The organism is Halomicroarcula saliterrae (genome assembly GCF_031624395.1).
GTDB lineage: Archaea > Halobacteriota > Halobacteria > Halobacteriales > Haloarculaceae > Haloarcula > Haloarcula saliterrae.
This window is the reverse complement of the sequence record NZ_JAMQON010000002.1, coordinates 215952-242373: the sequence shown is the minus strand read 5'-3', so window position 1 is coordinate 242373 and position 26422 is coordinate 215952. Positions and strand designations below refer to the sequence as shown.

General features: G+C 65.7%; 26 protein-coding genes. 17 read left to right on the top strand and 9 right to left on the bottom strand.

Annotated elements, in window-relative coordinates:
- The 10 genes from NDI56_RS09205 to NDI56_RS09160 all read left to right on the top strand — a co-directional run bounded on the left by NDI56_RS09205 (window position 1) and on the right by NDI56_RS09160 (window position 7366).
- Window positions 1-537 (top strand): 50S ribosomal protein L6, encoded by a 537-nt coding sequence (locus tag NDI56_RS09205; RefSeq protein WP_310919172.1) that lies wholly within the window; start codon window positions 1-3, stop codon window positions 535-537.
- A complete protein-coding gene (locus NDI56_RS09200) occupies window positions 537-1265 on the top strand; it encodes a 50S ribosomal protein L32e (protein WP_310919171.1) in 729 nt (242 codons plus the stop codon). The genes NDI56_RS09205 and NDI56_RS09200 overlap by 1 nt, the downstream gene beginning before the upstream one ends.
- Complete coding sequence (locus NDI56_RS09195) at window positions 1262-1711, top strand: 50S ribosomal protein L19e (RefSeq protein ID WP_310919170.1); 450 nt, start codon at window positions 1262-1264, stop codon at window positions 1709-1711. The genes NDI56_RS09200 and NDI56_RS09195 overlap by 4 nt, the downstream gene beginning before the upstream one ends.
- Entirely contained in the window at window positions 1711-2274 is a 564-nt protein-coding gene (locus tag NDI56_RS09190) for a 50S ribosomal protein L18 (protein WP_310919169.1), read from the top strand. The genes NDI56_RS09195 and NDI56_RS09190 overlap by 1 nt, the downstream gene beginning before the upstream one ends.
- Window positions 2271-2909 (top strand): 30S ribosomal protein S5, encoded by a 639-nt coding sequence (locus tag NDI56_RS09185; protein ID WP_310919168.1) that lies wholly within the window; start codon window positions 2271-2273, stop codon window positions 2907-2909. The genes NDI56_RS09190 and NDI56_RS09185 overlap by 4 nt, the downstream gene beginning before the upstream one ends.
- Window positions 2909-3373: a 50S ribosomal protein L30 gene (gene rpmD / locus NDI56_RS09180; RefSeq protein WP_310919167.1), complete on the top strand. Its 465-nt coding sequence runs from the start codon at window positions 2909-2911 to the stop codon at window positions 3371-3373. Before NDI56_RS09185 ends, rpmD begins: the two co-directional genes overlap by 1 nt.
- Window positions 3373-3867, top strand: coding sequence for an uL15m family ribosomal protein (locus NDI56_RS09175; RefSeq protein ID WP_310919166.1), 495 nt, complete (start codon window positions 3373-3375; stop codon window positions 3865-3867). Before rpmD ends, NDI56_RS09175 begins: the two co-directional genes overlap by 1 nt.
- Window positions 3868-3873: 6 nt before the next feature.
- A complete protein-coding gene (secY, locus tag NDI56_RS09170; protein ID WP_310919165.1) occupies window positions 3874-5349 on the top strand; it encodes a preprotein translocase subunit SecY in 1476 nt (491 codons plus the stop codon).
- 666 nt (window positions 5350-6015) lie between these two features.
- On the top strand, window positions 6016-6231 hold the full coding sequence (locus tag NDI56_RS09165; protein WP_310919164.1) for a hypothetical protein: 216 nt from the start codon (window positions 6016-6018) through the stop codon (window positions 6229-6231).
- Between the two features lie 997 nt (window positions 6232-7228).
- Window positions 7229-7366: a hypothetical protein gene (locus tag NDI56_RS09160; RefSeq protein WP_310919163.1), complete on the top strand. Its 138-nt coding sequence runs from the start codon at window positions 7229-7231 to the stop codon at window positions 7364-7366.
- Window positions 7367-7461: 95 nt separating this feature from the next.
- Here the strand turns inward: NDI56_RS09160 and NDI56_RS09155 are convergent, their stop codons facing one another.
- The 3 genes from NDI56_RS09155 to NDI56_RS09145 form a co-directional block, all read right to left on the bottom strand.
- Window positions 7462-10002: an extracellular solute-binding protein gene (locus tag NDI56_RS09155; RefSeq protein WP_310919162.1), complete on the bottom strand. Its 2541-nt coding sequence runs from the start codon at window positions 10000-10002 to the stop codon at window positions 7462-7464.
- 146 nt (window positions 10003-10148) lie between these two features.
- Window positions 10149-12389, bottom strand: a complete 2241-nt coding sequence (locus NDI56_RS09150) for an amino acid permease (RefSeq protein WP_310919161.1) — start codon at window positions 12387-12389, stop codon at window positions 10149-10151.
- Window positions 12382-12825, bottom strand: coding sequence for a universal stress protein (locus NDI56_RS09145; RefSeq protein WP_310919160.1), 444 nt, complete (start codon window positions 12823-12825; stop codon window positions 12382-12384). Before NDI56_RS09145 ends, NDI56_RS09150 begins: the two co-directional genes overlap by 8 nt.
- Before the next feature lie 238 nt (window positions 12826-13063).
- Here NDI56_RS09145 and trkA point away from each other — a divergent pair, with 238 nt between their 5' ends.
- From trkA to phoU (NDI56_RS09125), 4 genes are all read left to right on the top strand, one after another.
- A complete protein-coding gene (trkA, locus tag NDI56_RS09140) occupies window positions 13064-14395 on the top strand; it encodes a Trk system potassium transporter TrkA (protein WP_310919159.1) in 1332 nt (443 codons plus the stop codon).
- A gap of 92 nt (window positions 14396-14487) precedes the next feature.
- Window positions 14488-16023, top strand: coding sequence for a TrkH family potassium uptake protein (locus NDI56_RS09135; protein ID WP_310919158.1), 1536 nt, complete (start codon window positions 14488-14490; stop codon window positions 16021-16023).
- Between the two features lie 51 nt (window positions 16024-16074).
- Window positions 16075-16737, top strand: a complete 663-nt coding sequence (gene phoU / locus NDI56_RS09130; protein WP_310919157.1) for a phosphate signaling complex protein PhoU — start codon at window positions 16075-16077, stop codon at window positions 16735-16737.
- Window positions 16738-17009: 272 nt separating this feature from the next.
- Window positions 17010-17690 (top strand): phosphate signaling complex protein PhoU, encoded by a 681-nt coding sequence (gene phoU / locus NDI56_RS09125; protein ID WP_310919156.1) that lies wholly within the window; start codon window positions 17010-17012, stop codon window positions 17688-17690.
- 180 nt (window positions 17691-17870) lie between these two features.
- Here phoU (NDI56_RS09125) and radB read toward each other — a convergent pair whose 3' ends face one another.
- Window positions 17871-18590, bottom strand: coding sequence for a DNA repair and recombination protein RadB (gene radB, locus NDI56_RS09120; protein WP_310919155.1), 720 nt, complete (start codon window positions 18588-18590; stop codon window positions 17871-17873).
- 46 nt (window positions 18591-18636) lie between these two features.
- Window positions 18637-19458 (bottom strand): hypothetical protein, encoded by an 822-nt coding sequence (locus NDI56_RS09115; RefSeq protein ID WP_310919154.1) that lies wholly within the window; start codon window positions 19456-19458, stop codon window positions 18637-18639.
- 91 nt (window positions 19459-19549) lie between these two features.
- On the opposite strand from NDI56_RS09115, the gene NDI56_RS09110 reads away from it, so the two are divergent.
- Window positions 19550-20311 carry a hypothetical protein gene (locus NDI56_RS09110; protein ID WP_310919153.1) on the top strand — a complete coding sequence of 254 codons (762 nt, stop codon included), beginning with the start codon at window positions 19550-19552 and terminating at the stop codon, window positions 20309-20311.
- Between the two features lie 18 nt (window positions 20312-20329).
- On the opposite strand, the gene larC is transcribed toward NDI56_RS09110, so the two are convergent.
- Together larC and NDI56_RS09100 are read right to left on the bottom strand one after the other, a co-directional pair.
- Window positions 20330-21571: a nickel pincer cofactor biosynthesis protein LarC gene (gene larC / locus NDI56_RS09105; protein ID WP_310919152.1), complete on the bottom strand. Its 1242-nt coding sequence runs from the start codon at window positions 21569-21571 to the stop codon at window positions 20330-20332.
- A gap of 172 nt (window positions 21572-21743) precedes the next feature.
- On the bottom strand, window positions 21744-22160 hold the full coding sequence (locus NDI56_RS09100) for a universal stress protein (protein WP_310919151.1): 417 nt from the start codon (window positions 22158-22160) through the stop codon (window positions 21744-21746).
- A 157-nt stretch (window positions 22161-22317) separates the two neighbouring features.
- Here NDI56_RS09100 and NDI56_RS09095 point away from each other — a divergent pair, with 157 nt between their 5' ends.
- Together NDI56_RS09095 and NDI56_RS09090 are read left to right on the top strand one after the other, a co-directional pair.
- On the top strand, window positions 22318-22971 hold the full coding sequence (locus NDI56_RS09095) for an L-threonylcarbamoyladenylate synthase (RefSeq protein WP_310919150.1): 654 nt from the start codon (window positions 22318-22320) through the stop codon (window positions 22969-22971).
- A gap of 179 nt (window positions 22972-23150) precedes the next feature.
- The gene (locus NDI56_RS09090) at window positions 23151-25376 is read left to right on the top strand and encodes a CDC48 family AAA ATPase (protein ID WP_310919149.1); all 2226 of its coding nucleotides are present in this window, start codon (window positions 23151-23153) and stop codon (window positions 25374-25376) included.
- A 102-nt stretch (window positions 25377-25478) separates the two neighbouring features.
- Here the strand turns inward: NDI56_RS09090 and NDI56_RS09085 are convergent, their stop codons facing one another.
- Window positions 25479-25976: a GNAT family N-acetyltransferase gene (locus NDI56_RS09085; protein WP_310919148.1), complete on the bottom strand. Its 498-nt coding sequence runs from the start codon at window positions 25974-25976 to the stop codon at window positions 25479-25481.
- 50 nt (window positions 25977-26026) lie between these two features.
- On the bottom strand, window positions 26027-26413 hold the full coding sequence (locus tag NDI56_RS09080; protein ID WP_310919147.1) for a cupin domain-containing protein: 387 nt from the start codon (window positions 26411-26413) through the stop codon (window positions 26027-26029).
- Between the last annotated feature and the right edge of the window lie 9 nt (window positions 26414-26422).

Below are 26422 nucleotides of genomic sequence, written 5' to 3'. Positions count from 1 at the left end.
ATGCCACGAGTAGAACTGGAGATTCCGGAGGACGTGTCCGTCTCCCAGGACCATCTCGACCTCACGGTCGAGGGTCCCCAGGGGAGCGTCACACGTCGGCTCTGGTATCCCGACATCGACGTCACAGTCGAGGACGACGCCGTTGCGGTCGAGTCCAGCGAGGACGATGCCAAGACGATGTCGACCATCGGGACCTTCGAGAGCCACATCGAGAACATGTTCCACGGCGTGACCGAGGGATGGGAGTACGAGATGGAAGTCTTCTACTCTCACTTCCCGATGCAGGTCAACGTCGAGGGTGACGAAGTCGTCATCGAGAACTTCCTCGGCGAGAAGGCCGCCCGTCGGACCACCGTCCACGGTGCGACCGACGTGTCGGTCGACGGCGAGGAACTGACCGTCACCGGCCCCGACATCGAGGCCGTCGGTCAGACCGCCGCGGACATCGAACAGCTCACACGCATCAACGACAAGGACGTGCGTGTGTTCCAGGACGGGGTGTACATCACCCAGAAACCGAACCGAGGTGACGCCTGATGGCAGATGACGAATCCAACGACGAGGCAGTCGAGGCCCAGGAACTGACCGACATCAGCGGCGTCGGCGACGCCAAGGCCGAGTCGCTTCGCGAGGCGGGCTTCGAGACGGTCGACGACGTCCGCGCCGCGGACCAGTCCGAACTGGCCGAGGCCGACGGCGTCGGGAACGCTCTCGCCGCCCGAATCAAGGCCGACGTCGGCGGTCTCGAAGTCGAGACCGAGACCGAGGCCGAGGTCGAAGAGGAAGGCGAGGAGGAGGCCGAGGCAGGGGCGGACGTGGAGACGGAACTCCAGCCCCGCGGTCTCACCGAGAAGACGCCGGACCTCGACGACGAGACGGCCCGACTGCTGGCCCAGCGACACCGCGTCGGCGGCCCGCAGTTCAACCGACAGGACCACCACAAGAAAAAGCGCGTTTCGACGTCCTGGCGGCGCCCGCGCGGCCAACTCTCGAAACAGCGCCGCGGTATCAAAGGCAAGGGTGCCACCGTCGAAGCCGGCTTCCGAACGCCGAAGGCGGCCCGCGGCAAACACCCCTCGGGCTTCGAGGAAGTCCGCGTCCACAACGTGGACGATCTGGAGGGCGTCGACGGCGACGTCGAAGCCGTCCGAATCGCCTCGAAGGTCGGCGCCCGCAAGCGCGAGCGCATCGAAGAAGAGGCCGAGGACGCGGGCGTCCGCGTGCTCAACCCCACCTACGTCGAAGTCGAGGTGACCGAGGAATGACGGATCTCTCCGCACAGAAGCGACTCGCATCGGACATCCTCGACGTCGGGAAGAACCGCGTCTGGTTCAACCCCGAGCGTCAGGGAGACATCGCCGACGCCATCACTCGCGAGGACGTTCGCGAGCTGGTCGACGAAGGCGCTATCACGGCCAAAGACAAGAAGGGCAACTCCCGCGGTCGCGCTCGCGAACGCAAGGAGAAACAGGCCTACGGCCACCAGAAGGGAGCCGGTTCCCGGAAGGGGAAGGCCGGTGCCCGACAGAACAAGAAGAAAGACTGGGAGTCCCGCATTCGCGCACAGCGGTCGAAGCTGCGCGAACTGCGTGACGACGGCACGCTGTCGAAGTCCGTCTACCGCGACCTGTACGACAAGGCCGGCGGTGGCGAGTTCGACAGTGTCGCCGATCTCGAACGATACATCGACGCAAACCACGGTGACGAATAATGGCGACAGGACCACGATACAAGGTGCCGATGCGGCGACGCCGCGAGGCCCGAACAGATTACCATCAGCGGTTGCGCCTGCTGAAATCCGGCAAGCCCCGTCTCGTCGCTCGAAAGAGCAACAAGCACACCAGGGCGCAGCTGGTGACCCTCGGGCCCGAGGGCGACCGCACGCTGGCGGCCGCACAGTCCGGTGACCTGGCGGAGTACGGCTGGGAGGCGCCGACGGGCAACATGCCCGCGGCCTACCTCACCGGCCTGCTCGCCGGGCTCCGCGCGCTGGACGCGGGCGTCGAGGAAGCGGTGCTCGACATCGGCCTCAACACACCGACCCCCGGAAGCAAAGTGTTCGCAATACAGGAAGGCGCAATCGACGCCGGCCTCGAAGTCCCGCACAACGACGACGTGCTCGCCGACTGGCAGCGCACGCGCGGTAGCCACATCGCCGAGTACGCCGAGCAGCTGGACGAACCGCTGTACAGCGGTGACTTCGACGCAGCAGACCTCCCGGAGCATTTCGACGATGTCCGGGAGACCCTACTGGAAGGTGACATCGAACTATGAGTGGTAACAACGGCTGGGAACCCCGGACACGCCTCGGCAAGCAGGTTGTCGAGGGCGAAATCGACTCCATGACGGAGGCGCTGAACTCGGGTCTTCCCCTGAAAGAATCGGAAGTCGTCGACCAGCTCGTTCCCGATCTGGAAGACGAAGTGCTGGACATCAACATGGTCCAGCGGATGACCGACTCCGGCCGGCGGGTGAAGTTCCGCTGTGTCGTCGCAGTCGGCAACCGCGACGGGCTGGTCGGCTACGCAGAAGGGCGTGACGACCAGGTCGGCGGTGCCATCCAGAAGGCCATCGACGTGGCCAAACTGAACATCATCGACGTCTCCCGCGGCTGCGGGTCCTGGGAGTGTGGCTGTGGCCGTCCACACACGGTCGCGCTGCGCACCGAGGGCAAGGCCGGGAGCGTCGAGGTCGAGCTCCAGCCCGCCCCGCGCGGTCTGGGTCTCGCGGGCGGGGAGACCGTCCGCAAGGTGCTCGAACTCGCCGGTATCGAGGACATCTGGACCCGCTCGTCGGGTAACACGCGAACCACGGTCAACTTCGCGAAGGCGACGTTCAACGCCCTGCAGAACACGGCCGAGGCCCGCGTCCCCGAGCGCACCTTCGAGAAGCGAGAGGTGATCGAGTGATGCACGCACTCGTCCAGATCCGCGGCGACGTGAACATGGATACGGACATCCACGACACGCTGAAGATGCTGAACGTCCACCACGTCAACCACTGTACGTTCGTCCCCGATACGGACACGTACAGCGGGATGGTGACGAAGGTCAACGACTTCGTCGCCTTCGGTGAACCCAGCCAGAAGACGGTCGAGCTGCTCATCGAGACGCGCGCCGAGCCCGCCGAGGGCGACGCCGACGTCGACGACGAGTGGGTCGCCGAGAACACCGAGTTCGACGACATCGAGGGACTGGCGTGGGCGCTGGTCTCCGAGGAGACGACGCTGCAAGAGCAGGGTCTCTCCCCGACACTCCGTCTGCACCCGCCACGTGGCGGCCACGACGGCATCAAACACCCAACGAAGGAGGGCGGTGAACTCGGTCGACACGACACCGAGGGCATCGACGCGCTCCTGGAGGCGATGCGATAATGACGAGCAAGAAACGACGACAGCGCGGCTCGCGTACGCACGGTGGCGGCTCGCACAAGAACCGACGCGGTGCCGGTCACCGCGGTGGTCGCGGTGCGGCTGGCCGCGACAAACACGAGTTCCACAACTACGAACCGCTCGGCAAGAGCGGCTTCAAGCGTCCCCAGAAGGTCCAAGAGGAGGTCGCGACGGTCGACGTCCGCGAACTCGACGAGGACGCTCCGCTGCTCGTGGCCGACGGGCTCGCAGAGGACGCCGGCGACGGCTACATCATCGACGCCCGCGAGGTCGTCGACGAGTCCGACGACGCCGACCTGGTGAAGGTGCTGGGGTCGGGGCAGGTTCGCAACGAGCTCACCGTCATCGCCGACGACTTCTCCGACGGCGCCGTCGAGAAAGTCGAGGCCGCCGGTGGCACCACGAAACTGACTGACTTCGGTGAGGAGCGCCAGGAGAGCGCCGACACCGAAGACGACGCGGACGACGAGGAGTAAGGAATTATGAGCTGGAAGGACACCGCCGAACCGCTGCTCGTCCGCATGCCCGCAGTCCGTCGTCCGGAAGGACACGTCCCGTTCAAGCGGAAGCTGGCCTGGACGGGCGGCGTGTTGATACTGTATTTCTTCCTGACGAACGTGAAGCTGTTCGGCCTCGATATCGACGCGAGCCAGCAGGTCTTCGGACAGTTCGCGTCGATTCTGGCGTCGGGGCAGGGGAGTATCATGCAGCTGGGTATCGGACCCATCGTCACCGCCTCCATCGTGTTGCAGTTGCTCGGTGGGGCCAACCTGCTCGGCTTGAATACGCAGGACGACCCGCGCGACCAGATCCTCTATCAGGGGCTCCAGAAGCTGCTGGTGCTCGTGATGATCTGCCTGACCGGCATCCCGATGGTGTTCGCGGCGGACTTCCTGCCGCCGAACATGGCCGTTGCGTCGTCGCTCGGCATCGGTGCGGACGGCGTGCGGGCGCTCATCTTCGCCCAGATGTTCGTCGGCGGTGTCCTCATCCTCTTCATGGACGAGGTCATCTCCAAGTGGGGCGTCGGCTCCGGTATCGGCCTGTTCATCGTCGCCGGCGTGAGTCAGCGACTGCTGGGCGGACTGCTGTCGACCCCGTTCCTCGGCAATCAGAACGGGATCCTCTACACGTGGTATCTGTACATCACGGGACAGCAGGCGACCGGTCCGGTGCTCGCAATCGACGGGCTGCAGACGCTGTTCCTCTCGCCCGGCGGCGGCCGACTGCTCGCGTTGCTGACGACGCTGCTCATCTTCGCAGTCGTCGTCTACGCCGAGTCGGTGCGCGTCGAGATTCCGCTCTCGAACGCCCGGGTGAAAGGCGCGCGCGGTCGCTTCCCGGTGAAGCTCATCTACGCGAGCGTCCTGCCGATGATCCTCGTCCGGGCGCTCCAGCAGAACATCCAGTTCCTGGGCCAGATCCTCAACGACCAGCTCGGGAGCCTGCCGGCGTGGCTGGGCGTCTACAACAACAACGGACAGCCAGTGGGCGGGTTCTTCTACTACCTGAACCCCATCCAGTCGCCCGGTGACTGGATGTGGTTCCTCGACGCGACGACGAACCCGGTCTGGCAGATCCTCATCCGCATCGGCGTGGACCTGACGTTCATGCTGATCGGTGGGGCCATCTTCGCCGTCTTCTGGGTCGAAACCACGGACATGGGCCCGGAAGCCACCGCGAAGCAGATTCACAACTCCGGGATGCAGATTCCCGGCTTCCGCCAGAACGTCGGCGTCATCGAGAAGGTGCTCGAACGCTACATTCCGCAGGTCACCGTCATCGGCGGTGCCCTCGTCGGACTGCTGGCCGTCATGGCGAACATGATGGGCACCATCGGTAACGTCTCCGGTACGGGCCTGCTGCTGACGGTCTCCATCACGTACAAGCTGTACGAGGAGATCGCCGAGGAGCAGCTCATGGAGATGCACCCGATGATGCGCCAGATGTTCGGATAGGATTACAATCCTGTTTCGATCGGTGGCTTGAATCCACCAACTCCGGCGGTACACTTCTTTGCGAACGTCATAATTATCTAGCAGCAGCACCCGTCCGACGCACGAACCGGCCTACGTCACGAGGAGTTCGTCCACGCGCTCCCGCTCTGCTTCACCGGACACGCCCGAGTCGACGGCCCGAAGCCAATCCACTCGGTGCGTCTCTGCGTTCGTATCTCGGGTGTAATCGGTTATCTCGTCATTTCGAACGAGGATTGGGTCTCGTCGGTGGTACGGCCATCTCCCGCATCTCATCTTGGATGCTATTCAGTCACTCGTGGACCCCATCTATGTCGACATCGGTACCGGAGTCGGGTTGTCGGCCTCGACGCCCACGCTAATGAAGTGGGTCGGCGAACGGGACTCGGGTTTTCTCTCCGGGTTACTCGTAGGTCCGATGGAGCCTTCAGTCACACCTATCGAGACCACTCCTCACTTACGAATATGAAACTCATTTTGAACCCGGGAAGCGATAAAGTGTCCACAGCTCACGAAACCGCCACTGTGATCGGGCTACTCGCAAAAGGCCAAATTTACCGCCCCTTAGCGATTCTGGAGCAATCCACTATGCGATTATGAACCAAAGCAACCCCAAAGTCTATAATAACCACAGCACTACCCCACCGTATGAGCGAACACGCCACTCGGAATCACCAGTTCGACGACGTTCAGGTGGCTCTCGACGCCTTCAAAAGTGGCGCGATCGGTGAATCACTCATTATGCGCCAGTTTGGGGACGTCCCGGGTATTGAGCGTTCTATCGCCGTTGCCAAAGCAGAGCGGACTAACGTGAAGAGTCGAGACGATGTTGCTGATGTGGTGACTGAAGGCGTAGAGTTGTAGAATCGGTTCTCCTCTTTAATGTGTGCTGTCGTTCTTATCGATACAGATTCACTCCTCGGTCTCGTATATTCGAGAGTCGGTCAGCTTTATTTAAAGAAGGCAAACTCTCTCCGGATCACGGCGGGGGTAAAAGAAGAGATCTGCGGACTGCAAAGCAACAGCGATACTAAAACCGCTGCACAAGAGGTGGAATCCTGCCTCAGAGCGAACTCACACGTTGATTTCGATACTGCACTCACGCAGCACCGGGTCGCTCACGACAGTGGAGATGACACAAAAGGTGAACAGAGTATCCACGATTATATCATGTATGGGGACAAAGATGTGGCAGTTGTGTTGTTTTTTGACAGTGACATGAAGAACGTTATGGGTCGACTGAATTACCCTCCCCCAAGGTTCGACGTTGTCAGTTCGGTTTTCACATATTTAGATAGCCAACTGACAGAGCAACAAAAGCGCGAAGAAACGGGTAAGATAGCGAATGGGCGAGATTGGCTGTCAAAACGGAACCTCACCGACTTGTTCGTCGAATCTGACATTATGACCCGTGGAAACTTCGACTACTGTGCTATGCGTCAGTTTTGTACCAGACAGATTCCCGACCTCTAATCGTTGTAATATACTGCACCAATCCAATCATTTCTAGCTATCTGCTAGGTCCTTTTCACTATAGTGTGGAACGCGATAGTAACATCCTGTTTGAATCTTGGCGTATAATGTGCCAGATGTTCGGCTGAGCCAGCCGACAATCCGCTCACCGGTACTATTTCTCTCGTCCACACTGACCCGCCAGCGGCGCGTCTGTGCTGACACAGTGGGTCGGTCTGTGAGGACTGTCAGGCGGACCTGCGGGAGGTGGCTATGGACGCGACCGTGGTACACGAGCAGACAGAAACTGCCGCGTACGCGTCTGACGGCTGCCGAAGCCACGTGCCCATCGGACTGTGGCCCGCGGCCGAGAAACGGTTATTACCGACGCAGCCGAACAGACGTGCCAATGAGTGAGACACCGTCGGAGCGGTCGGCCGATGAACAGCGGATTCTCGATTCGATGTGTGAGCACCGCGACCCCGAGTGGGTGGCGGACAACGCCGAGCTGATTCTGACACAGGCACGGCTGGTCGGGGACCTCTAACCGATCGATTGCCGCGCCGGTCCGCTCGACTTCGTGGCCGAGCTACAACCCGAGCGCTCGACGCGATGGCGGACAGTATCTACCGGGCCCGCGACCTATCGCGCTTCCCAGCTGTACAGCTCCGCTTCTATCTCGTTGTTCAGCGCGCGGAGCGCGTCGTCGACGTCGTCGCCGACGGGCATCTCGGCCCGGGCCTGTTCGATGATGCCCCGGACCTCCGGGAACGGCCCCATCTGGGCCCCGTTGGTCGCGGGCGTGTCCGAGGACTGCTGGAACTGGTCGAAGGCGGTGGCGAAGTGCGGGTTCTCCTCGAACCACCCCTCGCTTCGCAGCAGGTCGGCCGCGCCGTCACAGACGGGGAAGTACCCCGTTTCGCGGTGCCAGCGTGCCTGTTGTTCCGGTTCGAGCAGCCACGCCAGGAACTCGCCGGCGGCCTGTTCGACCTGCGGGTCGAGCTCGTCGCCGATCCACAGCGAGGCGCCGCCGACGAGGACACCGTTGCGCTCGTCGAGCACCGGTAGATAGCCGGTTTTCAGCTCGAAGTCGGCGCCGGACTGGATGCTTCCCAGCGACGAGGTCGACCCGACGAGCATGGCCGCACGCCCGTCGTGGAACGCCTTCTTGGCCTTCCCGCGGGCCTTGATACCGCTGTTGTGGTAGAGGCCGTCGGCCTCCATATCGGTCCACCACTGGAAGAACTCGCGGCCGAAGTCGCTGTCGAGGTGTGCCTTGTCGGGCACGCCGGCCCGGCCGTTCTGCTCGTTGACGAGTTCCTGGCCGGCCTCGGCGAACCACTGCTCGACGAACCACGAGTAGTTCGCGAAGGTGATGCCGTAGTCACAGACGCCGGCGTCGACGAGTTGCTGACTCGCCTCGCGGACCCCAGCGAAGGTCTCGGGCGGGTTCTCCGGGTCCAGCCCGGCGGCCTCGAACGCGTCCCTGTTGATACACAGCACTGGGTTCGAGGAGTTAAACGGCACCGACTGGAGCTCCCCCTCGACCGTGTAGTAGTCCGACACGGAGTCCGTCAGGGAGGCTTTCGACGCCCCCGGCAGGACGCGCTCGGCGGGTTTGAACGCCCCGCTCAGCCGCGCTTTCATGCTACCGATCTCGTTTATCTGTGCGATGGCGGGCATCTCGTCGCTCCCGGCCGCAGCCAGACTCTCGTCCAAGACGCCGTCGTAACTCCCCAGCGAGGACAGCCGGAAGTGGACGGAGCCGTGTCGCTCCTCGAACTCCCGCGCGAAGTCGTGCAACAGGAGCGACTTCGAGCCGCCCATCGCGTGCCAGAAGTCGATGACGGTATCGCCCTTCGAGACGGTGTGGTGCTGTCGTTCGCCGGTCGTGAACTGCGAGGCCGTCGAGCCCAGCTGCTCGGCCTTCCGGGACATCTCGCCGACCTCCTGAGTCACGTCGGTGAGTGACTCGGCCTGGCTCTCGGCGGCGTCGGCGACGGTCTCCGCTTCCGCCGTCGTCTCCTCGCTGACGGCGCTCACCTCGTCTACCATCGAGACCACCGACTGCGTGGTCTGGGCCTGCTCGTCGACCGCGGTGTCTATCTCCTTGATGCTGGAGTTGACCTGGTCTATCATGTGGACCACGTCGTCCAGCCCGTCGATGGTCGAATCGACCGCGCTGCCGGCCTGCGAGACGACCTCCTGTGTCTCGTACATGTTCTCGACCGTCGTCTCGGTCTGGTCGCGCACCTCCGAGACGGTCGAGCTTATCTCGTCGGTCGCCTCCTTCGTCTCGTTGGCCAGGTCCTTGACCTCGTTGGCGACGACGGCGAATCCCGCGCCGGCCTCGCCGGCCCGCGCCGCCTCGATGTTGGCGTTCAGCGCGAGCATGTTCGTGTCGTCCGCGACGTCGTTGATGAACTCGGTTATCTCCTCGATGTCCTCCATCAGGTCGGAGAGCTGTTCGACCTGCTGGACCATCTCCTCGGTCTTTACCTCCATGGACTCCAGGTCGTTTATCGCCTTGGTGGCGGCCTGCTGGGCGCTGTCCCCGCTCTCGACGGAGTCTTCCGCGGTGTTCGCGACCTCGGTCGCGGAGGCGGCCACCTCCTCGATGGTCGCGGAGATAGAGCGCATCTCGTCGCCGACCTGCTGGAGGTGTTCGTTTTGCTCGTGGGCGCCGTCGGCGATCTCGCCGATGGACTGGCTCACCTGTTCGCCCTCTTCGTCGACCTTCGCGACCTCCTCCTCGACCTCGGAGGTCGACTCGTCGACGGACGTACTGACTTCCTTGACCTGCTTGAGCATCGAGTTCCACTCGTCGAGCATCCGGTTGTAGCTGGAGACGAAATCGACGACGGAGTCGACGTTCGAGTCGATGTCGGCCCGGCGGGTCAGGTCGCCCGACGCGTTGGCCTCGACGACGCCCTGAAGCTCGGCCAGCGACCCTTCGAGGTCGTAGAGCCGGTGTTGCTGGTCGTCGACTGTGTCTTCGAGTTCGCTGACGCGGTTCCGGGCCTGGTCCCGTTCGTTCTCGACTTCCCTGAACGCGGCCCGGAGCTCGCTGTCGGACAGCGACTCGATGTCTACCGCCTCCTCGCCGTCCGATTTGGGCTCGACCACGCCGCCGTCCGCGGTCACCTCGTCACGGGTGTTCTGGCCGCTGCGATTGTCCGGCATACTCGTACATCTATTATGGTGGTCTTAAGGCTCGCGTCCAAATTTCACAGATTAATAATCGGGGGCGAACGGCGATGAGTCAACTGCCCCGGCCGGGAAAGGGCGTCCCCCACCGCGTTCGGTCCCCGCCGCCGAATCGCAGACGGCTACAGTAGCCGTTCGAGCAGGCCGCGGTCGCGGTGTTTCTCCGCAAGTAGCACTGAACAGTCCACGTCGTCGACCACGTCGAGCACGAGCGAGCCAGAGACGAGCCGCCGGAGCAGCCCCTCCTCGGTCGCGCCGATGAGCAAGAGCGTGTGGTCGGCGGCCGCGTCCTCGATGGCCGTCTCCACGTCGCCCGACTCGATTCGGAGGCTGGCGTCTTCGAGCCCGTGTTCGACCGCCCACTCCTGGAGGAACTGCTGGGCGTTTTCCTCGTCGTCGGCGACGTTGAGCAGCGTCACCTCGGAGTCGTATTCGGCCTGGAGCAGCTTCGCAATCGCCGCGGACAGCTCCGAGTCCGGGCCGCCGGCGGTCGGCAGCAGGATGCGCGAGGGGTCGAAGCCGCGGTCCCGAAGGACGAGGAAGTCACAGGGGACGGCTTCGGTGAGTTCGTCCATCGCCGACTCGGCCCGCCCGGGCGAGCCGTGCGAGTCGGGGCCCCAGCCCATCACGACGAGGTCGGCGGTGTGGCTGCGGGCGGCGTCGAAGATGGCCTCGTAGGACTTATGGGAGATGATGGTGTGTTGCTCTACCTCCACGCCGAAGGTCTCGGCGTCTTCGCGGGCGCTCTGCAGGAGCCGCTCGGAGGTGGCGTCGAGCTCGTCGGCCTTCTCGGCGGCGCCGGCCAGGGCCGTCTGGTCCGGAACGGTGACGATGTGGGTGGCGACGACGGTGCCGCCCCGTTGCTTGGCGATGGCGCTTGCGAGCGTGATGAGCTCCTTCTCGTGTTCGGGGTTGGCCAGCGGCACCATCACGCGGTACTGCCCGCCGTCGGGCTGGACGCCCGCGGCGGCGCTGACGGCGGCGTCCGGCAGATTCTCGGAGCGCGAGAGGATGTGTTTCGAGAGGATACCCTGTTTCTCCGTTCGGGAGCGGGCGTAGAGCCCGTACCACACTATCGCTGCGGCCGCGATGCCGAAGGTGAGCAAGAGCGCGTCGGTGGCGACAAACACCAGCAGGGCAAAGGAGAGGACGGCGCCCAGAATCGGGAGGAGGGGAAAGAGCGGCACGACGAAGTCGGGCGCGTACTCCTCGGGGTTGACGTAGCGCATCACGATGAGCGCGAGGTTCAGGAGGCCGTAGATGATGAGGTGCAGGCCCGAGGCCGCGCCCGATAGTAGCGTCAGGTCGCCGACGACGATAAAGAGGAGAATGAGCCCGCCGGTGATACCGATGGCGCGATACGGTGTCCCAAAGCGCGGGTGAATCTCGTTGAGCGCCGGCGTGACGATGCGGTCACGCCCCATCGCGAAGTTGATGCGCGAGGAGGCCAGGATGGAGGCGTTCGCGCTGGAGGCCGTCGCCAGCAGGCCGCCAAACAGCAGTGCACCGCCCATCAGTGCACCCTGGAGATACTGCCCGACCTCGACCACGGCGATGGGGTTCTCGGTGCTGGGGTCGGTGATGACGTCCGCGATAAACCCCTCCGGCACCGCCGCGCTCATGATGACGAGTACGAGCGCGTAGATGACCGTCACGATGACGACGCTGCCGATGACCGCCCGCGGGAGGTTCCTGCCGGGGTCTTTGATCTCCTCGGCGACGCTCGTAATCTGGACGAAGCCGAGATAGGAGACGAAGATGAGGCCCGTCGTCTCCAGCGTCGTGACCACGTCCGTCGCCGGCGGGAGGTTCCCCGGCTGGGCCCGAAGGGTCCCAAGGAACGTGAACACGGCGAGAATCGCGACCAGCACGACCACGATGACGTTCTGGAGCCGCCCGGTCTCCTTCGCGCCGACGTAGTTGATGAGCACGAACAGCGCCGCTCCGACGAGCGCGACCAGTTTCACGACCGACATCGACACGAGGCCCACGCCGACCGACCCCGACAGCCCGAAGATGCGGGCGATGTAGCGGCCGAAGCCGACCATGTAGAACGCGCTCGCAAAGGCCAGCCCGAGCCAGTTGGCCCAGCCGGCGACCGAGCCAAACAGCGGACCGAGCGCGTGGTTGACGTAGTAGTAGGCCCCGCCGGACTTGGGCATCGCCGTCCCGAGTTCGCTGGCCGACAGCGCGGTGAACATCGCGATGACGCCGCCGAGGACGAACGCCACCGACGCCAGCGAACCGGCGTTGAGGATGGCTTCGCCCGGCAGGACGAAGATACCCGCGCCGATCATCGTCCCGACACCGATGGTCAGCGCCGCAAGCGGGCCGAGGTCTTTCGCGAGTTCCTCGTCACTCATGGTCGTTCTCGTGCGGAAGTGCAATCACGGGGATGTTCGCTTTCGTCACGAGTTTCAGGGAGATGTCGCCGGAGAGAAACTTCATGAGCCGGCTGCCGTCGCCGCGAGAGCGGTAGGCGATGGCGCTGGCGCCGACCGCGTCGGCGGCCTCGAAGATGGCTTCGGCGATATGCCGGTCGTAGGCCGTGTGGTCGTCGGCGTCGGGGAACACCGACCGCACGGCCGCGTACGATTCTTCGGCCAGTTCCTCGGACTGCTCGACCGGAGTCTTGTCCGGGACGCCCTCGCCCTTCTCGACGACGTGGAGCGCTGTCACGCGAGTCGGCCCGTACGGTTTCAGTGCGGTCGCCGTGGCCAACGCGTCCGCTTCGTTGGCCACTGGGAGGAGGACGTGGTCGAGGAGGTCCTCGGTGGCCCCCTCGGGGTTACTGCTCATACACTCCACTGAGTGCGCACTCTGTTAAGAGTGTGTATCCCGCATCCTAGAGGGCCGTCGGTCGTTTCCGCGCCGCGTCATCTTCGTCGCTACCCGCAGCGCGAGGTCCGCGACGCCGAGACCGACGGAAACCAGTCCTCGCGCGCCGAGACTCACCCTCGGGACGTGCTGGGAGATAGTAATACACTTGACCGGGCCGACTGAACGCACCTGCTATGAACACGGCAGAGGGACGCCGATGTACGTCGTAATCGTCGGCGCCGGCGAAGTCGGGTCGACCATCGCGGCCAGCCTCGCTGACACGCACGAGGTCGCCGTCATCGATATCGACGGCCAGCGGGTCGAGGAGCTGATGTACGAGACCGACATCCTGGGTGTCGCCGGCGACGGTGCCGACCTCGAGACGCTCGAGGACGCGAACGTCAGAAACGCCGACATCCTCATCGCCAGTACGGACGACGACGAGACGAACATCGTCACCTGTGGCACCGCAAACACCGTGACTGACGTCTTCACCATCTCGCGCGTCAAGAGCGCGAAGTTCCTGCGGACCTGGCAACAGTCCTCGCGGGCGTTCGGCGTCGACCACATGGTCGCGACGAACCTGCTGACCGCCGAGACCATCTCCCGCGTCGTCGGGATGCCGGCGGCACACGACGTCGAGACGTTCGCCGACGGCACCGTCCAGATGGCCGAGTTCGAGATTCCGGCCGAGAGCCCGATAGCGGGCCAGACGGTCCGGGAGGCCGACCGCTACGAGTCGCTCACGTTCGCCGCACTGATTCGCGGGGACGACGTCGTCATCCCGACCGGCGAGACCGAGCTCCGACCGGCCGACGACGTCGTCGTCATCGGCAGTCCCGAGAGCGTCCACACGTTCGCAAACGAGATCTCGCCCGGCGTCGAGGGGGTCCGGAACGTGCTCGTCGTCGGCGGCAGCGACATCGGCTACCACACGGCCCGCCTGCTCCAGGAACGGGGCCTGAAACCGCGGCTCATCGAGCGCGACCACGACCGGGCCCGCGAGCTTGCCGAGGACCTCCCCGGAACGACCGTCCTCGAGAGCGACGCCACCGACCGGGAGTTCCTCGAACGGGAACACGTCGAGGACGTGGACATCGTGGTCTCGACGCTCGACAACGACGAGAAGAACCTGCTTGCGAGCCTGCTGGCGAAGCGACTCGGTGCCGAGCGGGCCGTCGCCGTCGTCGACTCGGGCGAGTACGTCAAGCTGTTCGAGGCGGTCGGCGTCGACGTGGCCGTCAACCCGCGTGAGGCGACCGCCGAGGAGATAACTCGATTCACCCGCGAACACCAGGCCGAGAACGTCGCCATCATCGAGTCCGACCGCGCCGAGGTGTTAGAGATCGAAATCGACGGCGACAGCACGCTGGCCGACCGTCCCATCCGCGAGTCGGTCGCCAACCTCCCCGAGGGGGTCGTCATCGGTGCCATCACCCGCGACGGCGAGCTGGTCATCCCCCGCGGTGACACCGTCATCGAGCGCGGGGACCACGTCGTCGTCTTCGTCGACACCGACGTGCTCGAAGCGGCGAGCAGCCAGCTCTAGGCCACGACACGCCGGTTTCCGGACACCGCGCTCATAGCGGGGGGTTTTTCCGGGTCGGGGTGGCACCGTAGGCCAATGGACGGTGTTCGGTGATGTCGCTCCGCGTCGACTGGCGACAGAGTGTCGCGTTTACGGGCACGGTAATCAAGTATCTCGCCGTCGCCATGCTCGTGCCGCTGGCGGTCAGTATCGTCTACGGCGAGGACATCGTCACCTTTCTGGCGTCTATCATCATTACGGTCACCGTCGGTCTCGTACTGGAGCGCCTCGACGACGACACCCAGCTCGGCCCGCGGGAGGCGCTGTTGCTGGTCGCGCTCTCCTGGGGCGCTGTCGCTATCATCGGTGCCATCCCCTACCTCATCGCGGGTTACGGCACCGAGTCGACGCTGCGCCATCCGATAAACGCCCTCTTCGAGTCCACCTCGGGCTTTACGACGACCGGGGCGACAGTTCTCGGCGAGATATCGCTCGACCGCCACTCCCACGCCATCCTCATGTGGCGCCAGCTCAGCCAGTGGCTCGGCGGGATGGGTATCATCGTCCTGATGGTGGCTATCCTCCCGGAGGCCGCGGTCAACGGCGCCCAGCTCATCGACTCCGAGGCGCCCGGCCCGGAGCTCCAGAAGCTGACGCCGAAGATAGCCGAGACCGCCCGGCTGCTCTGGCTGTTCTATCTGGGGTTTACCGTCCTGCTCGTCGTCCTCCTGCTCGCCCTGCACTACGCCGGACTGGCCCCCAATATGAACGTCTACAACGCCGTCGCCCACGGCTTCTCGACGCTGCCGACCGGCGGCTTCTCCCCGCAGTCCGAGAGCATCGCCGCGTTCTCGCCGGCCGTCCAGTGGGTCATCGTCCCGTTTATCCTCGTCGCGGGGACCAACTTCGCGCTGTTTTTCTTCCTGTTGCGCGACGAGTTCGGGGCGGTGCTCGAAGACCGGGAGTTCCAGGTGTATCTCGGTGCCAACGCCGGGCTCGCACTCATGCTCTGGGGGCTCCTCTTTACCGGCTCCGCCCCGCCGCTCGACATCGGCGGCGTGACACAGGGCGCCATCGAGAACTCGCTGCGCCAGGCGACGTTCCAGGTCGCTTCGCTGTTGAACTCCACCGGCTACGCGACCAGCAACTTCGCCAAGTGGGACGACACCTCCAAGGCGGTGTTGCTGCTGGCGATGTTCATCGGCGGCTCCGCGGGGTCGACCGGCGGCGGTATCAAAATCGTCCGCTGGCTGGTCGTGTTCAAGGGCATCCGCCGCCAGCTCTTTACCACTGCCCACCCCAGCGCCGTCAAGCCGGTCCGGCTCGGCGGGCAGGTCATCGACGAGGACGTCGTGCAGGCCATCTACGGCTTCACGATGCTCTACTTCCTCGTGTTCGGCTTCGCGACCGTCCTGCTGGCGCTCGACGCCGGCCGCGTCGGGCTCGAACTCACCGTTTTCGAGGCGGCGAGTGCGAGCATCGCCACCGTCGGGAACATCGGCCCCGGATTCGGCTTTCTCGGGCCGTTCGGGAGTTACCTGGAGTTCCCGGCGACCAGCAAGCTCCTGATGATATTCCTGATGTGGATCGGCCGGCTGGAGATAATCCCCGTCTTCGTCATCTTCACCGGGGCCTTCTGGAACGAGTAGCCGCCCGACCACCGACACGCCTTTGCGAGCGCTCTCCCACAGTTCACCTACATGCCCGATGACACGTTCGAGGCGCGACTGGACGCGCTGCGGGCCGACGTCTGCGAGATGGGCCGGACCGTTACCGCGCGGCTCGAACGAGCGGTAACTGCGTACGAGCGGCGTGACCAGACAGCGGGCCGCGCGGTCGCCACGACCGACGGGGATATCAACGAGCGGTATCTGGCCCTCGAAGGCGAGTGCATCGACCTGCTGGCGCTCCACCAGCCGCTCGCTTCGGACCTCCGGCTCGTCGTCGCGTCGTTCAAGATTCTCACCGACCTCGAACGCGTCGGCGACCTCGCGAGCAACCTCGGCGGCGCCGTCGACGCGATGGCCGGCGACACCGTCCCGTCGGTGCCCATCACCGACATCGGCGAGATGGCCCTGGCACAGCTGGAGGCGGCCCTGACCGCTTACGAGACCGGCGACCCGGGGCGCTGTCACGACGTCGCCGCGGCCGACACCGACCTCGACCAGCGGTGTGGCGCCGCCACGAACGACCTGGTCCGCTCGCTGGTCAACCGTTCGCCCGACGACGTGGCGGCGACGCTGGCGGACACGAAACGGTATCTGCTGACCGTCCGGGACCTCGAACGCGTCGGCGACCACGCCGTCAACATCGCCGCCCGCACCCTCTATATGGTCGAGAACGACGCGGCGCTCATCTATTAGCACCCACTTTTTATTTCGTCGCCCTTCCTCGCGCGCTCAGAGAGCGCGCTGCGGGAGGGCTCCTCGCAAGAACTTGGGGAAAAACTGCCGGACGCTCGCGGTGCTCGCGTCCGGTGAAACCGCGCCTCCGGCGCGGTATGCTCCTCACCACAGCCACACCCTCCCCAGCCGTCCCCGGGGCTATATACCCCACAATACCGTCGAACGCCCGTCTGACGGCGTATTTTGGGAGAAGGGAAAGGCTGATACGGCCGGCCCGGAGAGTCCCGACAATGCCACGCGAATCCTATCAGGAACTCCTGGAGTCACTCCGGGAGGACGTACTCTACATGTCCGAACTCGTTCTGGACCGACTGCGGCTGGGGCTCTCTGCCATCGAGCAGAAAGACGAAGAGCTGGCCTGGGAGGTCATCGACGGCGACGACGAGATAAACCAGCTGTATCTCGACCTCGAACAGGACTGCATCGACCTGCTGGCGCTGCAACAGCCGGTCGCCTCGGACCTGCGTTTCATCGCCGCGTCGTTCAAGATAATCACCGACCTCGAACGCATCGGCGACCTGGCGACGAACCTCGGGGAGTACTCTCTGGAGGCCGAACGCGACGTCTTCCCGGAGGTCGACATCCAGGACATCGCCACCGTCGTCATCGAGATGATCGAGGAGTCGATGGACGCCTACGACCGCGAGGACCCCGACCTGTGTTACACCATCAGCGAGACCGACGATCTGGTCGACGAGCGGTGTGAGGCCGCCTCCGAAGCGGTCGTGCGCGACCTCATCGAACGCGAGATGGACACCGAGTCCAGCGACGCGGAGATAGAGCAGTTGATGGCCGACGTGTCGCGGCTCCTGTTGACCATCCGGGACATCGAACGGGTCGGCGACCACGCCGTCAACATCGCCGCACGGACCCTCTATATGGTCGAGAACGACGCGGCGCTCATCTACTAAGAGTACCTTTTACTACGGGAGGTGTCCTCGCTCGCGGTGCTCGCTGCGGGCACCTCCGCTTGCAGAAATCTACGCTAAAAACTCCCTTCACGCTCCCTTCGGTCGCGCTGCTCCCGAAGACCTCATACGTACCTCGCGGCCGTCGCCGCGAGGGTGTGCGCCGACCGCGGCGATTTCCCGTCAGTCCAGATTCCGCGTCGGCTCGACGGTCTCCTCGCCGGCCAGTCCCGCGTCAGTGATGGAGAACTGCACGGTGTCGCCGGCGGGTTTCGCGCGATGCTTTTCCAGGGTCGCGCGGCGGTTCCCGCCGCGGAAGCGGTCGAGCCGGAGGATAGCGCCGGACCAGTGGTTCAGCGTGTGGCCGCCGAGCGCCGTCGAGCGGTCGCTGTCGGGGTCCGTGAACACCTGGTTGGTGAACACGACCGCGATGTCGTGTTTGCGGGCCAGCGAGAGCAGGTGGGTTATCTGGCGGGCGACGTCGCGCAGGGTCTCGCCGCCGTCGCCGTCGTCCCGTCGCAGTCGGTAGTGTCCCGTCGCGCTGTCGAGCACGACGAGCTCTACCTCGGCGGCGAACTCGGCGGCGTCCTGCACAGCCTCGGTCTGTTCGTCGTAGTCGTACACCTCGGAGACGATGAGCCGACCGGCCAGGTCGTCGACGGTCTGGTCGGTACCGTCGGCGCGGCCTCGGGCGATCTGTGCCATCCGGTCCGGCGAGAGCCCCTCGGTGTCGATGTAGAGAGCGGCGTCGCCCGCGGCCGCGACCTCGATGGCCGCCGACAGCGCCAGATTCGTCTTGCCGGCGGCGGGCGGCCCGTACACTTGCGTGACGGCGCCGCGTTCGAGCCCCCCGCCCAGCAGCTCGTCGACCGGGCCACAGCCGGTCGGAACGTACTCACTCACGAACGCGAGTTGGACGTATTCGGATAAAAACGCTCGCACCGAGGCGTCAGGCTGCCGGGAGATGCCGGGCGACCGCGGCCTCGACGGCGTCCGGGTCGTCGAGGTCCGAGAGGGCGAACCGCGCGTCCAGCCGGCAGGGCCGGTGGAGAACGAGCGCGTCGGCTGTCCGGCTATAGCTCTCGAAGGCGTCCCATCGGGAGAGCCGTCTGGCGACGGGCATGCGCTGTTCCAGCCCGGCGGGACTGACCGTGTACTCCCGTTTCTCGGTCGACGTGTACAGTACGAAGCCGACCGGGAACAGCAGCTGTCCTGCCAACTGGAGGAGGCTTCCGTCTGTGAACAGGCTTCCGACGAAACAGGCGCCCCCGACGACGACTACCGCGCCCGCGACGACGCCGAGTCGGCGGCGGGCGGCGGCCGGCCAGCCGGCGTGGAACGCACACGCGATGTCGACCCCGTCGAGTACCGCGTCGGTGTATCGGGTCCGGGCCATCACCCCGAGAACGAGCCCGAGGACAGTCGCGCCCAGCCCGAAAAAGAACGCGAGCAGCCCGACGACCCCGGTGGCCGACAGGCTGGCGAAGCCCCCGACCGCGTACGGCACGGGCAGTGCGGCCGGCAGCCAGCGCAGTCGCGTCGCGCCCAGCCGGACCGCCGTCCCGTCCCAGCGTGCGGTCGCCCACCAGCCGAGTCCGAGGACGGCCGTGAGCGCGGCGAGCGAGACGCCATACAGCAGGCCAGCGCTTTCCACACCGAGACGAACGACCGCGAGCAGCGCCAGCGGCGTGGCTAACAGACCGAGATACGTCCCGACGAGGACGCCCCAGAGCGAGTCGCTGGACCGACTGGCTGGCGAGGAGGGCGACATCGGTTCGAGTTCTCGGCCGGGGAACAAAACTGTGTTCGTCGCCGCCGGGGAGAGCCAGCAGTCGTAAGTGGACTCCCGACCAAGCTCGGCTGTGATAGTCGTTGCCACGGGCGACTTCGAGGTGTACCACGGCGTGGTCACGGAGCTGCGCGACCGCGGCGTCGACTTTACCACCATCGAGCCCGGCGACGAGTGGCCCGAGGACACCGCGGTCGCGGTCGTGGCGGCGGGCGAGGCCGTGGAGATTCCCGACGGCGTCGAGCGCGTGGGAGCCGACCCCGAGCGCCCCCGGCGGGCGGTCGAGGACGCTATCGAGGCGCTCCGGGGCGAACCCGGGCGCACCGTGGTCGGTATCGACCCGGGCGAGCGGCCGGGCATCGCCGTGCTCCACGGCGAGACGGTCGTAGCCGCGTTTCAGGTGCCGGCCACAGAGGCCGCCGAGGCGGTCCGTCGCGAGGTCGAGGACGCCCCCGACCCGCTCGTGCGCATCGGCGACGGCGCCCGGCTGGTGGGGTCACGCGTCATCGACGACATCGACGACGTCCCGGTCGAACTGGTCGACGAGACGGGGACGACGCCCTATCTCGGAAGCGGCGCCCGCGGGATGGGCGACGTGCTGGCGGCGGCGAACATCGCCCGTCGGGCGGGCGAGGAAATCACCAGCCGGGATATCGAACCCACGGCGGGGGAACTCCAGCGTATCAAGGACCGCTCGCGCGAGGCGAGCGACACTAACCGGGCCATCGACGCCGAGCTGGCTCGCCGGGTCGCGGCGGGCGAACTCAGTATCGAGGAGGCGCTGGTCGAACACCGCGGTGGACCCCTCGACGGGGCGGACCCGACCGACCGCTGACGGCGCTGTGACCGCGTCTCACTCCCGGACCAGCCGCTCGGCTCGCTCGATGACCTGCCGGACTGGTGCGCCCGTCGCCTCGGCCACGGCCGCCGCGTCGTCGAACTCGCAGCTCACGTCGTAGACGGTCCCGTCAGTGTCGCTCGCTATCTTCACCGCCACCTCGTACGTCTCGCCGTCGATCGCCACCTCGACCGTCTCGAAGGCCCGGTCGGCCACCCAGCGGTGGCCAGCGCCGTGTTCACGGATGCCCAGCGTGCCGGTCTCCTCGGCGAGACGGCGGGCGACCCGGTCGGCGTCGTCGGGCTTGCAGACGACCTTCACCAGGTGGCCGGGGCGCGATTTCTTCATCGTCACCGGGAGAACCGACACGTCCCGCGCCCCGACGGCCTTCAGCGAGCGGTGGAGGTCGCCCAGCACTTCCGGCGGCGCGTCGTCGAGATTCGTCTCGAGCACCGTGATGTCGTCGCGACGCAGGCCACCCTCGCGCTCGCCGACCATCGCCCGGAGGACGTTCGGGTGCTCCGCGAACTCACGTGCCCCGGCGCCGTAGCCCGACCCCGCGACGGTCAGCGACGGGACGTGTTCGACACCGTCGGCGACGCCCGCGAGGATGGCCGCGCCGGTCGGCGTCAGCAGTTCCGCGTCGACTGGACCGCCCCGCAGCGCCCAGTCGGCCCGCTCGGCGATTTCGACGACCGCGGGCGTCGGCACCGGGTAGGTCCCGTGGCTCATCGTGACTGTGCCGCCGCCGGTCGACAGCGGAGTCGTCACCGCCCGCTCGACGTCGAGGTCGGCGAGTAACAGGGCGGCGCCGACGACGTCTGCGATGGCGTCGTCGGCCCCGACCTCGTGGAAGTGCGTCTCTTCGAGGTCGGTGCCGTGGACCGCGGCCTCGGCTTCGCCGAGAATCTCGAAGATTCCGAGCGCGTCCGACGCGACGGCGTCGGGCAGGGCCATCCCCTCGACGATGTCGACGACCTCCGGATACGTGCGGTGTGGGCCGTGGCCCTCGGCGGCGCGGTCCCCGTGGTCGCGATTCTCGTCGCCGTTTCCGCCGTCCGGCGCGGCGTCTGTCAGCACCACTTCGACGCCGGTTGCGCTGATGCCGTTCCGGTCGACCGTCGAGACGACGTACTCCACGTCCAGCGCTCGCTCGACCGGGTCGAGCGCGTCCCGGTCGGCGCCGGCGTCGAGCAGCGCGGCGAGAATCATATCGCCGGCGGCCCCCATTCGGCCGTCGAAAGCGAGTGTTCGCATACCCGCATCTCGCCCCGGAGAATCAAAAGGCTACCACACCGCAGGCTATCGTTCAGCGGACGAGATCGCAAGCAGCCAGAAAGCACCGCTCGCGGGACTCGTTGCGGGAGCCCGGACCGCGGGGCTTTCCGGCTGTTCAGGACCGCGCTCGCGCAACTCGCTCCGGCCGTCGCTAGGTTCGACGAACGATGTGGACGTCGTAGGCGTCCTCGTCGTCGAGTTCGGAGATCGGGACGACGACGTCGTCGGTGTCGGCGCTGCCGAGGAAGACCACGCTGGCGTCTACGTCCCGGGCGACCTGCCGGACGGTGTCGGAGAGCTCGTTGGCCGAGTAGGCGCTCACGTCCTCGTAGTTGAGCTCGGCGTCGTCGGTCGCCTCCTCGATCTTCCGCCGGAGGTCGCTGGCCGCGGTCTCGGCGGCGAAGTCCTCGTGGGGGTCGACCCGGCGACGGCGCACGGCGTAGTCAGCGCCCGTCGGGACCAGACTGACGGCGACGACTTCGGCGTCCATGGCGGCCGCGTAGTCGACCGCGCGGTCGAGGGCGGCGTCGGCCAGCGGCGACCCGTCGAAGGGAACGAGAAATACCATACCGCGCATTCCGGGTCCAGCCTTATCAAACGCGGCGGTGGCGGCAGTCCGCGTCGCCTTTTCAGTCCCACTCGACGCCGGACGGTCGGTGGACGGGCCACACTGACACCGACCGGAGACCCGGACTGTTTTGAAGATGGCGTAACTCTCCCCTGACATGTCCGCGCAGATACTCTCGCCGTCGGACGAGCACATCTCGCTCGCGGCCGCCTGCGTCCGCGACGGCGGTGTCGTCGTGGCTCCCAGCGACACGAACATGGCGCTGACAGTCGTGCCCGACAGCCCGACCGCCATCGAGCGCGTCTACGACAGCAAGGACCGGCCGAGGGACAAGCCGCTGACGCTGTTCGTTCGCGACCCGGACGACTGGCGTCGGTTCGCCCGCCACGACGACCCCGCTGTCGTCGACGCACTGACCGAGGCGTTCTGGCCCGGACCGCTGAACCTGGTGCTCGAACGGGACGCCCCCGACCTGGACGACCGTTGCTGTCGGGACGGGACCGTCAGTGTCGGCTGTCTCTCGAACCCGGTGTGGCGGGCCTTCGCCGACGCCGTCGGTGGCCCCGTCGCGATGACCTCGGCGAACCGCTCCGGGACGGTGCCCGACGACCGACTGGTCGACGTCGAACTGGCGGCCGACCACGTCGGCGGGTCGGTCGACTACATCCTCGGGGGCGAACCGGACGGCACCACCCGCGCTTCGACCATCCTCTCGCTCGCCTCTGGTGGGGCCGGGACGGCGACGATTCTCCGACAGGGTGACCTCACCGGAGCCGCAATCGAGCAGGCCGCGCCGCTGGCTCTCGATTGAGGTCTCGGAACGGTCCACGCACGAGTAATCGGCGGAAACGGGCGACGTACTCACCTGATTCGGGCCGAAGACATGGTGTGTGATACCAGTCAACATAAAAACCCGTCGCTGCTCGTCGCGCCCGCCGGTAGCATAAAGCATATCTCCCGCCGTGACGGAGTTCGTGGTAGTCTCACTCTATGAACGAAGTGCAACTAGAAGTGGCGAAAGCGTACCCGAACGACTCGGGTCGTGGCATCGCCCGTCTTGACCCCGATACGTTGTTGCATCTCAAGCTCTCGCCCGGTGATATCATCGAAATCGAGGGTAGCGATACGACGGCTGCGAAGGTGTGGCGTGCGGACCGGCAGGACTGGAACACGGACACGGTTCGCATCGACGGGTTCACGCGACAGAACGCCGACGTCGGCATCGGCGAACGCGTGACTATCCGCAAGGCGGAAGCGGAGAAGGCGGACAAGCTCGTGCTGGCTCCGCCCGAGGAGGCGTCGGTGCAGTTTGGCTCCGACGCGGCCGGCATGGTCAAACGGCAGATTCTGAAACGGCCGGTCGTCGAGCGCGACATCGTCCCCGTCATGAGCTCCACGAACCACCCGTTCATGCGCTCGCCCGGGCAAGCGATTCCGCTCATCGCCGTCGAAACCGAGCCGGAGGGCGTCTGTCTCATCACCGAGGACACTGAAGTGGAACTTCGCGAGGAGCCCATCTCGGGCTTCGAAAAAACGGGCGGTGGCATCACCTACGAAGACATCGGCGGGCTGCAAAACGAGATTCAGCGGGTCCGCGAGATGGTCGAGCTGCCGATGAAACACCCCCAGATATTCAAGAAACTCGGCATCGAGCCGCCACAGGGGGTCCTGCTGCACGGCCCGCCGGGCACGGGGAAGACCCTGCTCGCGAAAGCCGTCGCCAACGAGACATCCGCCAGTTTCTTCTCTATCGCCGGGCCGGAGATCATCTCGAAGTACTACGGGGAGAGCGAACAGCAGCTGCGGGAGATATTCGAGGACGCCAGCGAGGAGTCCCCCGCCATCATCTTCATCGACGAACTGGACTCCATCGCGCCCAAACGCGAGGACGTGACCGGCGAGGTCGAACGCCGCGTCGTCGCCCAGCTCCTGACGATGATGGACGGCCTCGAATCGCGCGGGCAGGTCATCGTCATCGCGGCGACGAACCGCGTCGACAGCGTCGACCCGGCGCTGCGTCGCCCGGGCCGCTTCGACCGCGAGATCGAGATCGGCGTTCCGGACGAGGTTGGCCGCGAGGAGATACTCCAGATCCACACCCGCGGGATGCCGCTGTCGGACGACGTGACCCTCTCGAAGCTCGCCACCGACACCCACGGCTTCGTCGGCGCCGACATCGAGAGTCTGACCAAGGAGGCCGCGATGAAAGCCCTGCGCCGGTACCTCCCCGAAATCGACCTCGACGAGGAGGACATCCCGCCCAGTCTCATCGACCGGATGATAATCAAACGGGAGGACTTCAAGGGCGCGCTCAACGAGGTGAGCCCGTCGGCGATGCGGGAGGTGCTGGTCGAGCTCCCGAAGATGTCCTGGGACAGCGTCGGCGGCCTCAACGAGGCCAAAGAGCAGGTCCAGGAGGCCGTCGAGTGGCCGATGAGCTCCCCCGAGAAGTTCGAGCGCATGGGCGTGACGCCGCCCTCGGGCGTGTTGCTCTACGGCCCGCCCGGCACCGGCAAGACGCTGATGGCGAAGGCCGTCGCCAACGAGACCGACGCCAACTTCATCAGCGTCCGTGGCCCGCAACTGCTCTCGAAGTGGGTCGGCGAATCGGAGAAGGCCATCCGCCAGACCTTCCGCAAGGCGCGGCAGGTCGCCCCGACTATCATCTTCTTCGACGAGCTCGACTCGCTGGCACCGGGGCGGGGCGGGGAGATGGGGTCGAACGTCTCCGAGCGCGTCGTCAACCAGCTCCTGACGGAGCTCGACGGGTTAGAAGAGATGGAGGACGTGATGGTCATCGGCGCGACCAACCGTCCCGACATGATCGACCCGGCGCTCATCCGCTCGGGCCGGTTCGACCGCCTCGTGATGATCGGCGAGCCCGACGTGGACGGCCGCGAACAGATCCTGCGCATCCACACCGACGACACGCCGCTCGCCCCCGACGTGAGCCTGCGCGAGCTGGCCGAACGCAGTAGCGGGTTCGTCGGCTCCGATCTGGAGTCCATCACCCGCGAGGCGGCCATCGAGGCCCTGCGCGAGGCCGACGACGCGGAGGAGGTCGAGATGCGCCACTTCCGACAGGCCATGGAGAGCGTTCGCCCGACCATCAACGACGAGATCCGGGAGTACTACGAGCAGATGCAAGAGGAGTTCAAGGGCGGCTCCAGCCCGCAGCGCCAGCCCGGCGGCAGCGGCCGCATCGGCTTCCAGTAAGCCCACTTTTCACTTCGTCGGGTGTTCTCGGGCCGCTCCGAGGCCCTGTGGACGCCACTCTGGGGAAAAACACAGGCCGCTCACGGCCACGCGGCTGGTCAGCTAAAGCACCTTTCGCATCTCTTCGACCGGCAGTTCGGTTCCGTCGTCGTATTCGAGCGCTTGCTCGCCCATCGTCTCGTAGCCGTGTTTTCGATAGAACGACACCGCGTTGAGCGAGGCCCAGAGGCCGAGTGATTCCACCGAGCGGTCTCTTGCCGCCCGTTCGAGTTCACCGAGGAGCCGCGTTCCGACCCCGTTCCTCGCGGCGGTCGGATGCACGTACATACCGGTGATCTCTCCGCTGACGTCGATCGTGAAGTACTCGTCAGCTTCGGGTTTCATCCAGCCGAATCCGACGACTCGCTCGTCCGTTTCGGCGACGAGAAAATGCGTCTCGGCAGCCTCGATCGGATACAGCTCCGGGTCGACGCCGCGCTTCCACGCTGCAATCTGGTGCTCGTCGTATGGCTCGGTCCCGAGCGTTTCGATAGCGACTCTGTTGACCTCACAGAGCCTGTCTACGTCCGCTGGCGTCGCGTCACGAAGCCGGACGGTCATACGGAGACCTACCGAAGCGGAACGTATAATTCCGGGTTCCCGACCCCCTCTCACTCCTCCATCTTCGCCGCCATGTGGTCGAACACCTCTCGGTGGTCGTCCTGCGGACTGAAGAGGACGACCTCGGTGTCCCGCTCCGCGACGGCGGTGTGGCCCGGCGGCCAGTAGACCACGTCGCCGCCGCGGTCGGTCTCCTCGCTGCCGTCGACGTACCGGATGGTTATCTCGCCCTCGACGACGTAGCCCCAGTGTGGGACCGGGCAGTGGTCCTCCGGCAGCCCCTCCAGCAGCGGGGTGATGTCCGTTCCGGCCGTGAATTGCATGTGTTCGGCGCTCAGCGTGGTATCAGCGGGGAGTTCGCCGAAGTCGGTCTGCTGCTGGACGACGGCGTCCGGCGTCTCCATCAGTGTCGGGAGCTCCTGTTTGGTCGTGTGCATTGCAGATCA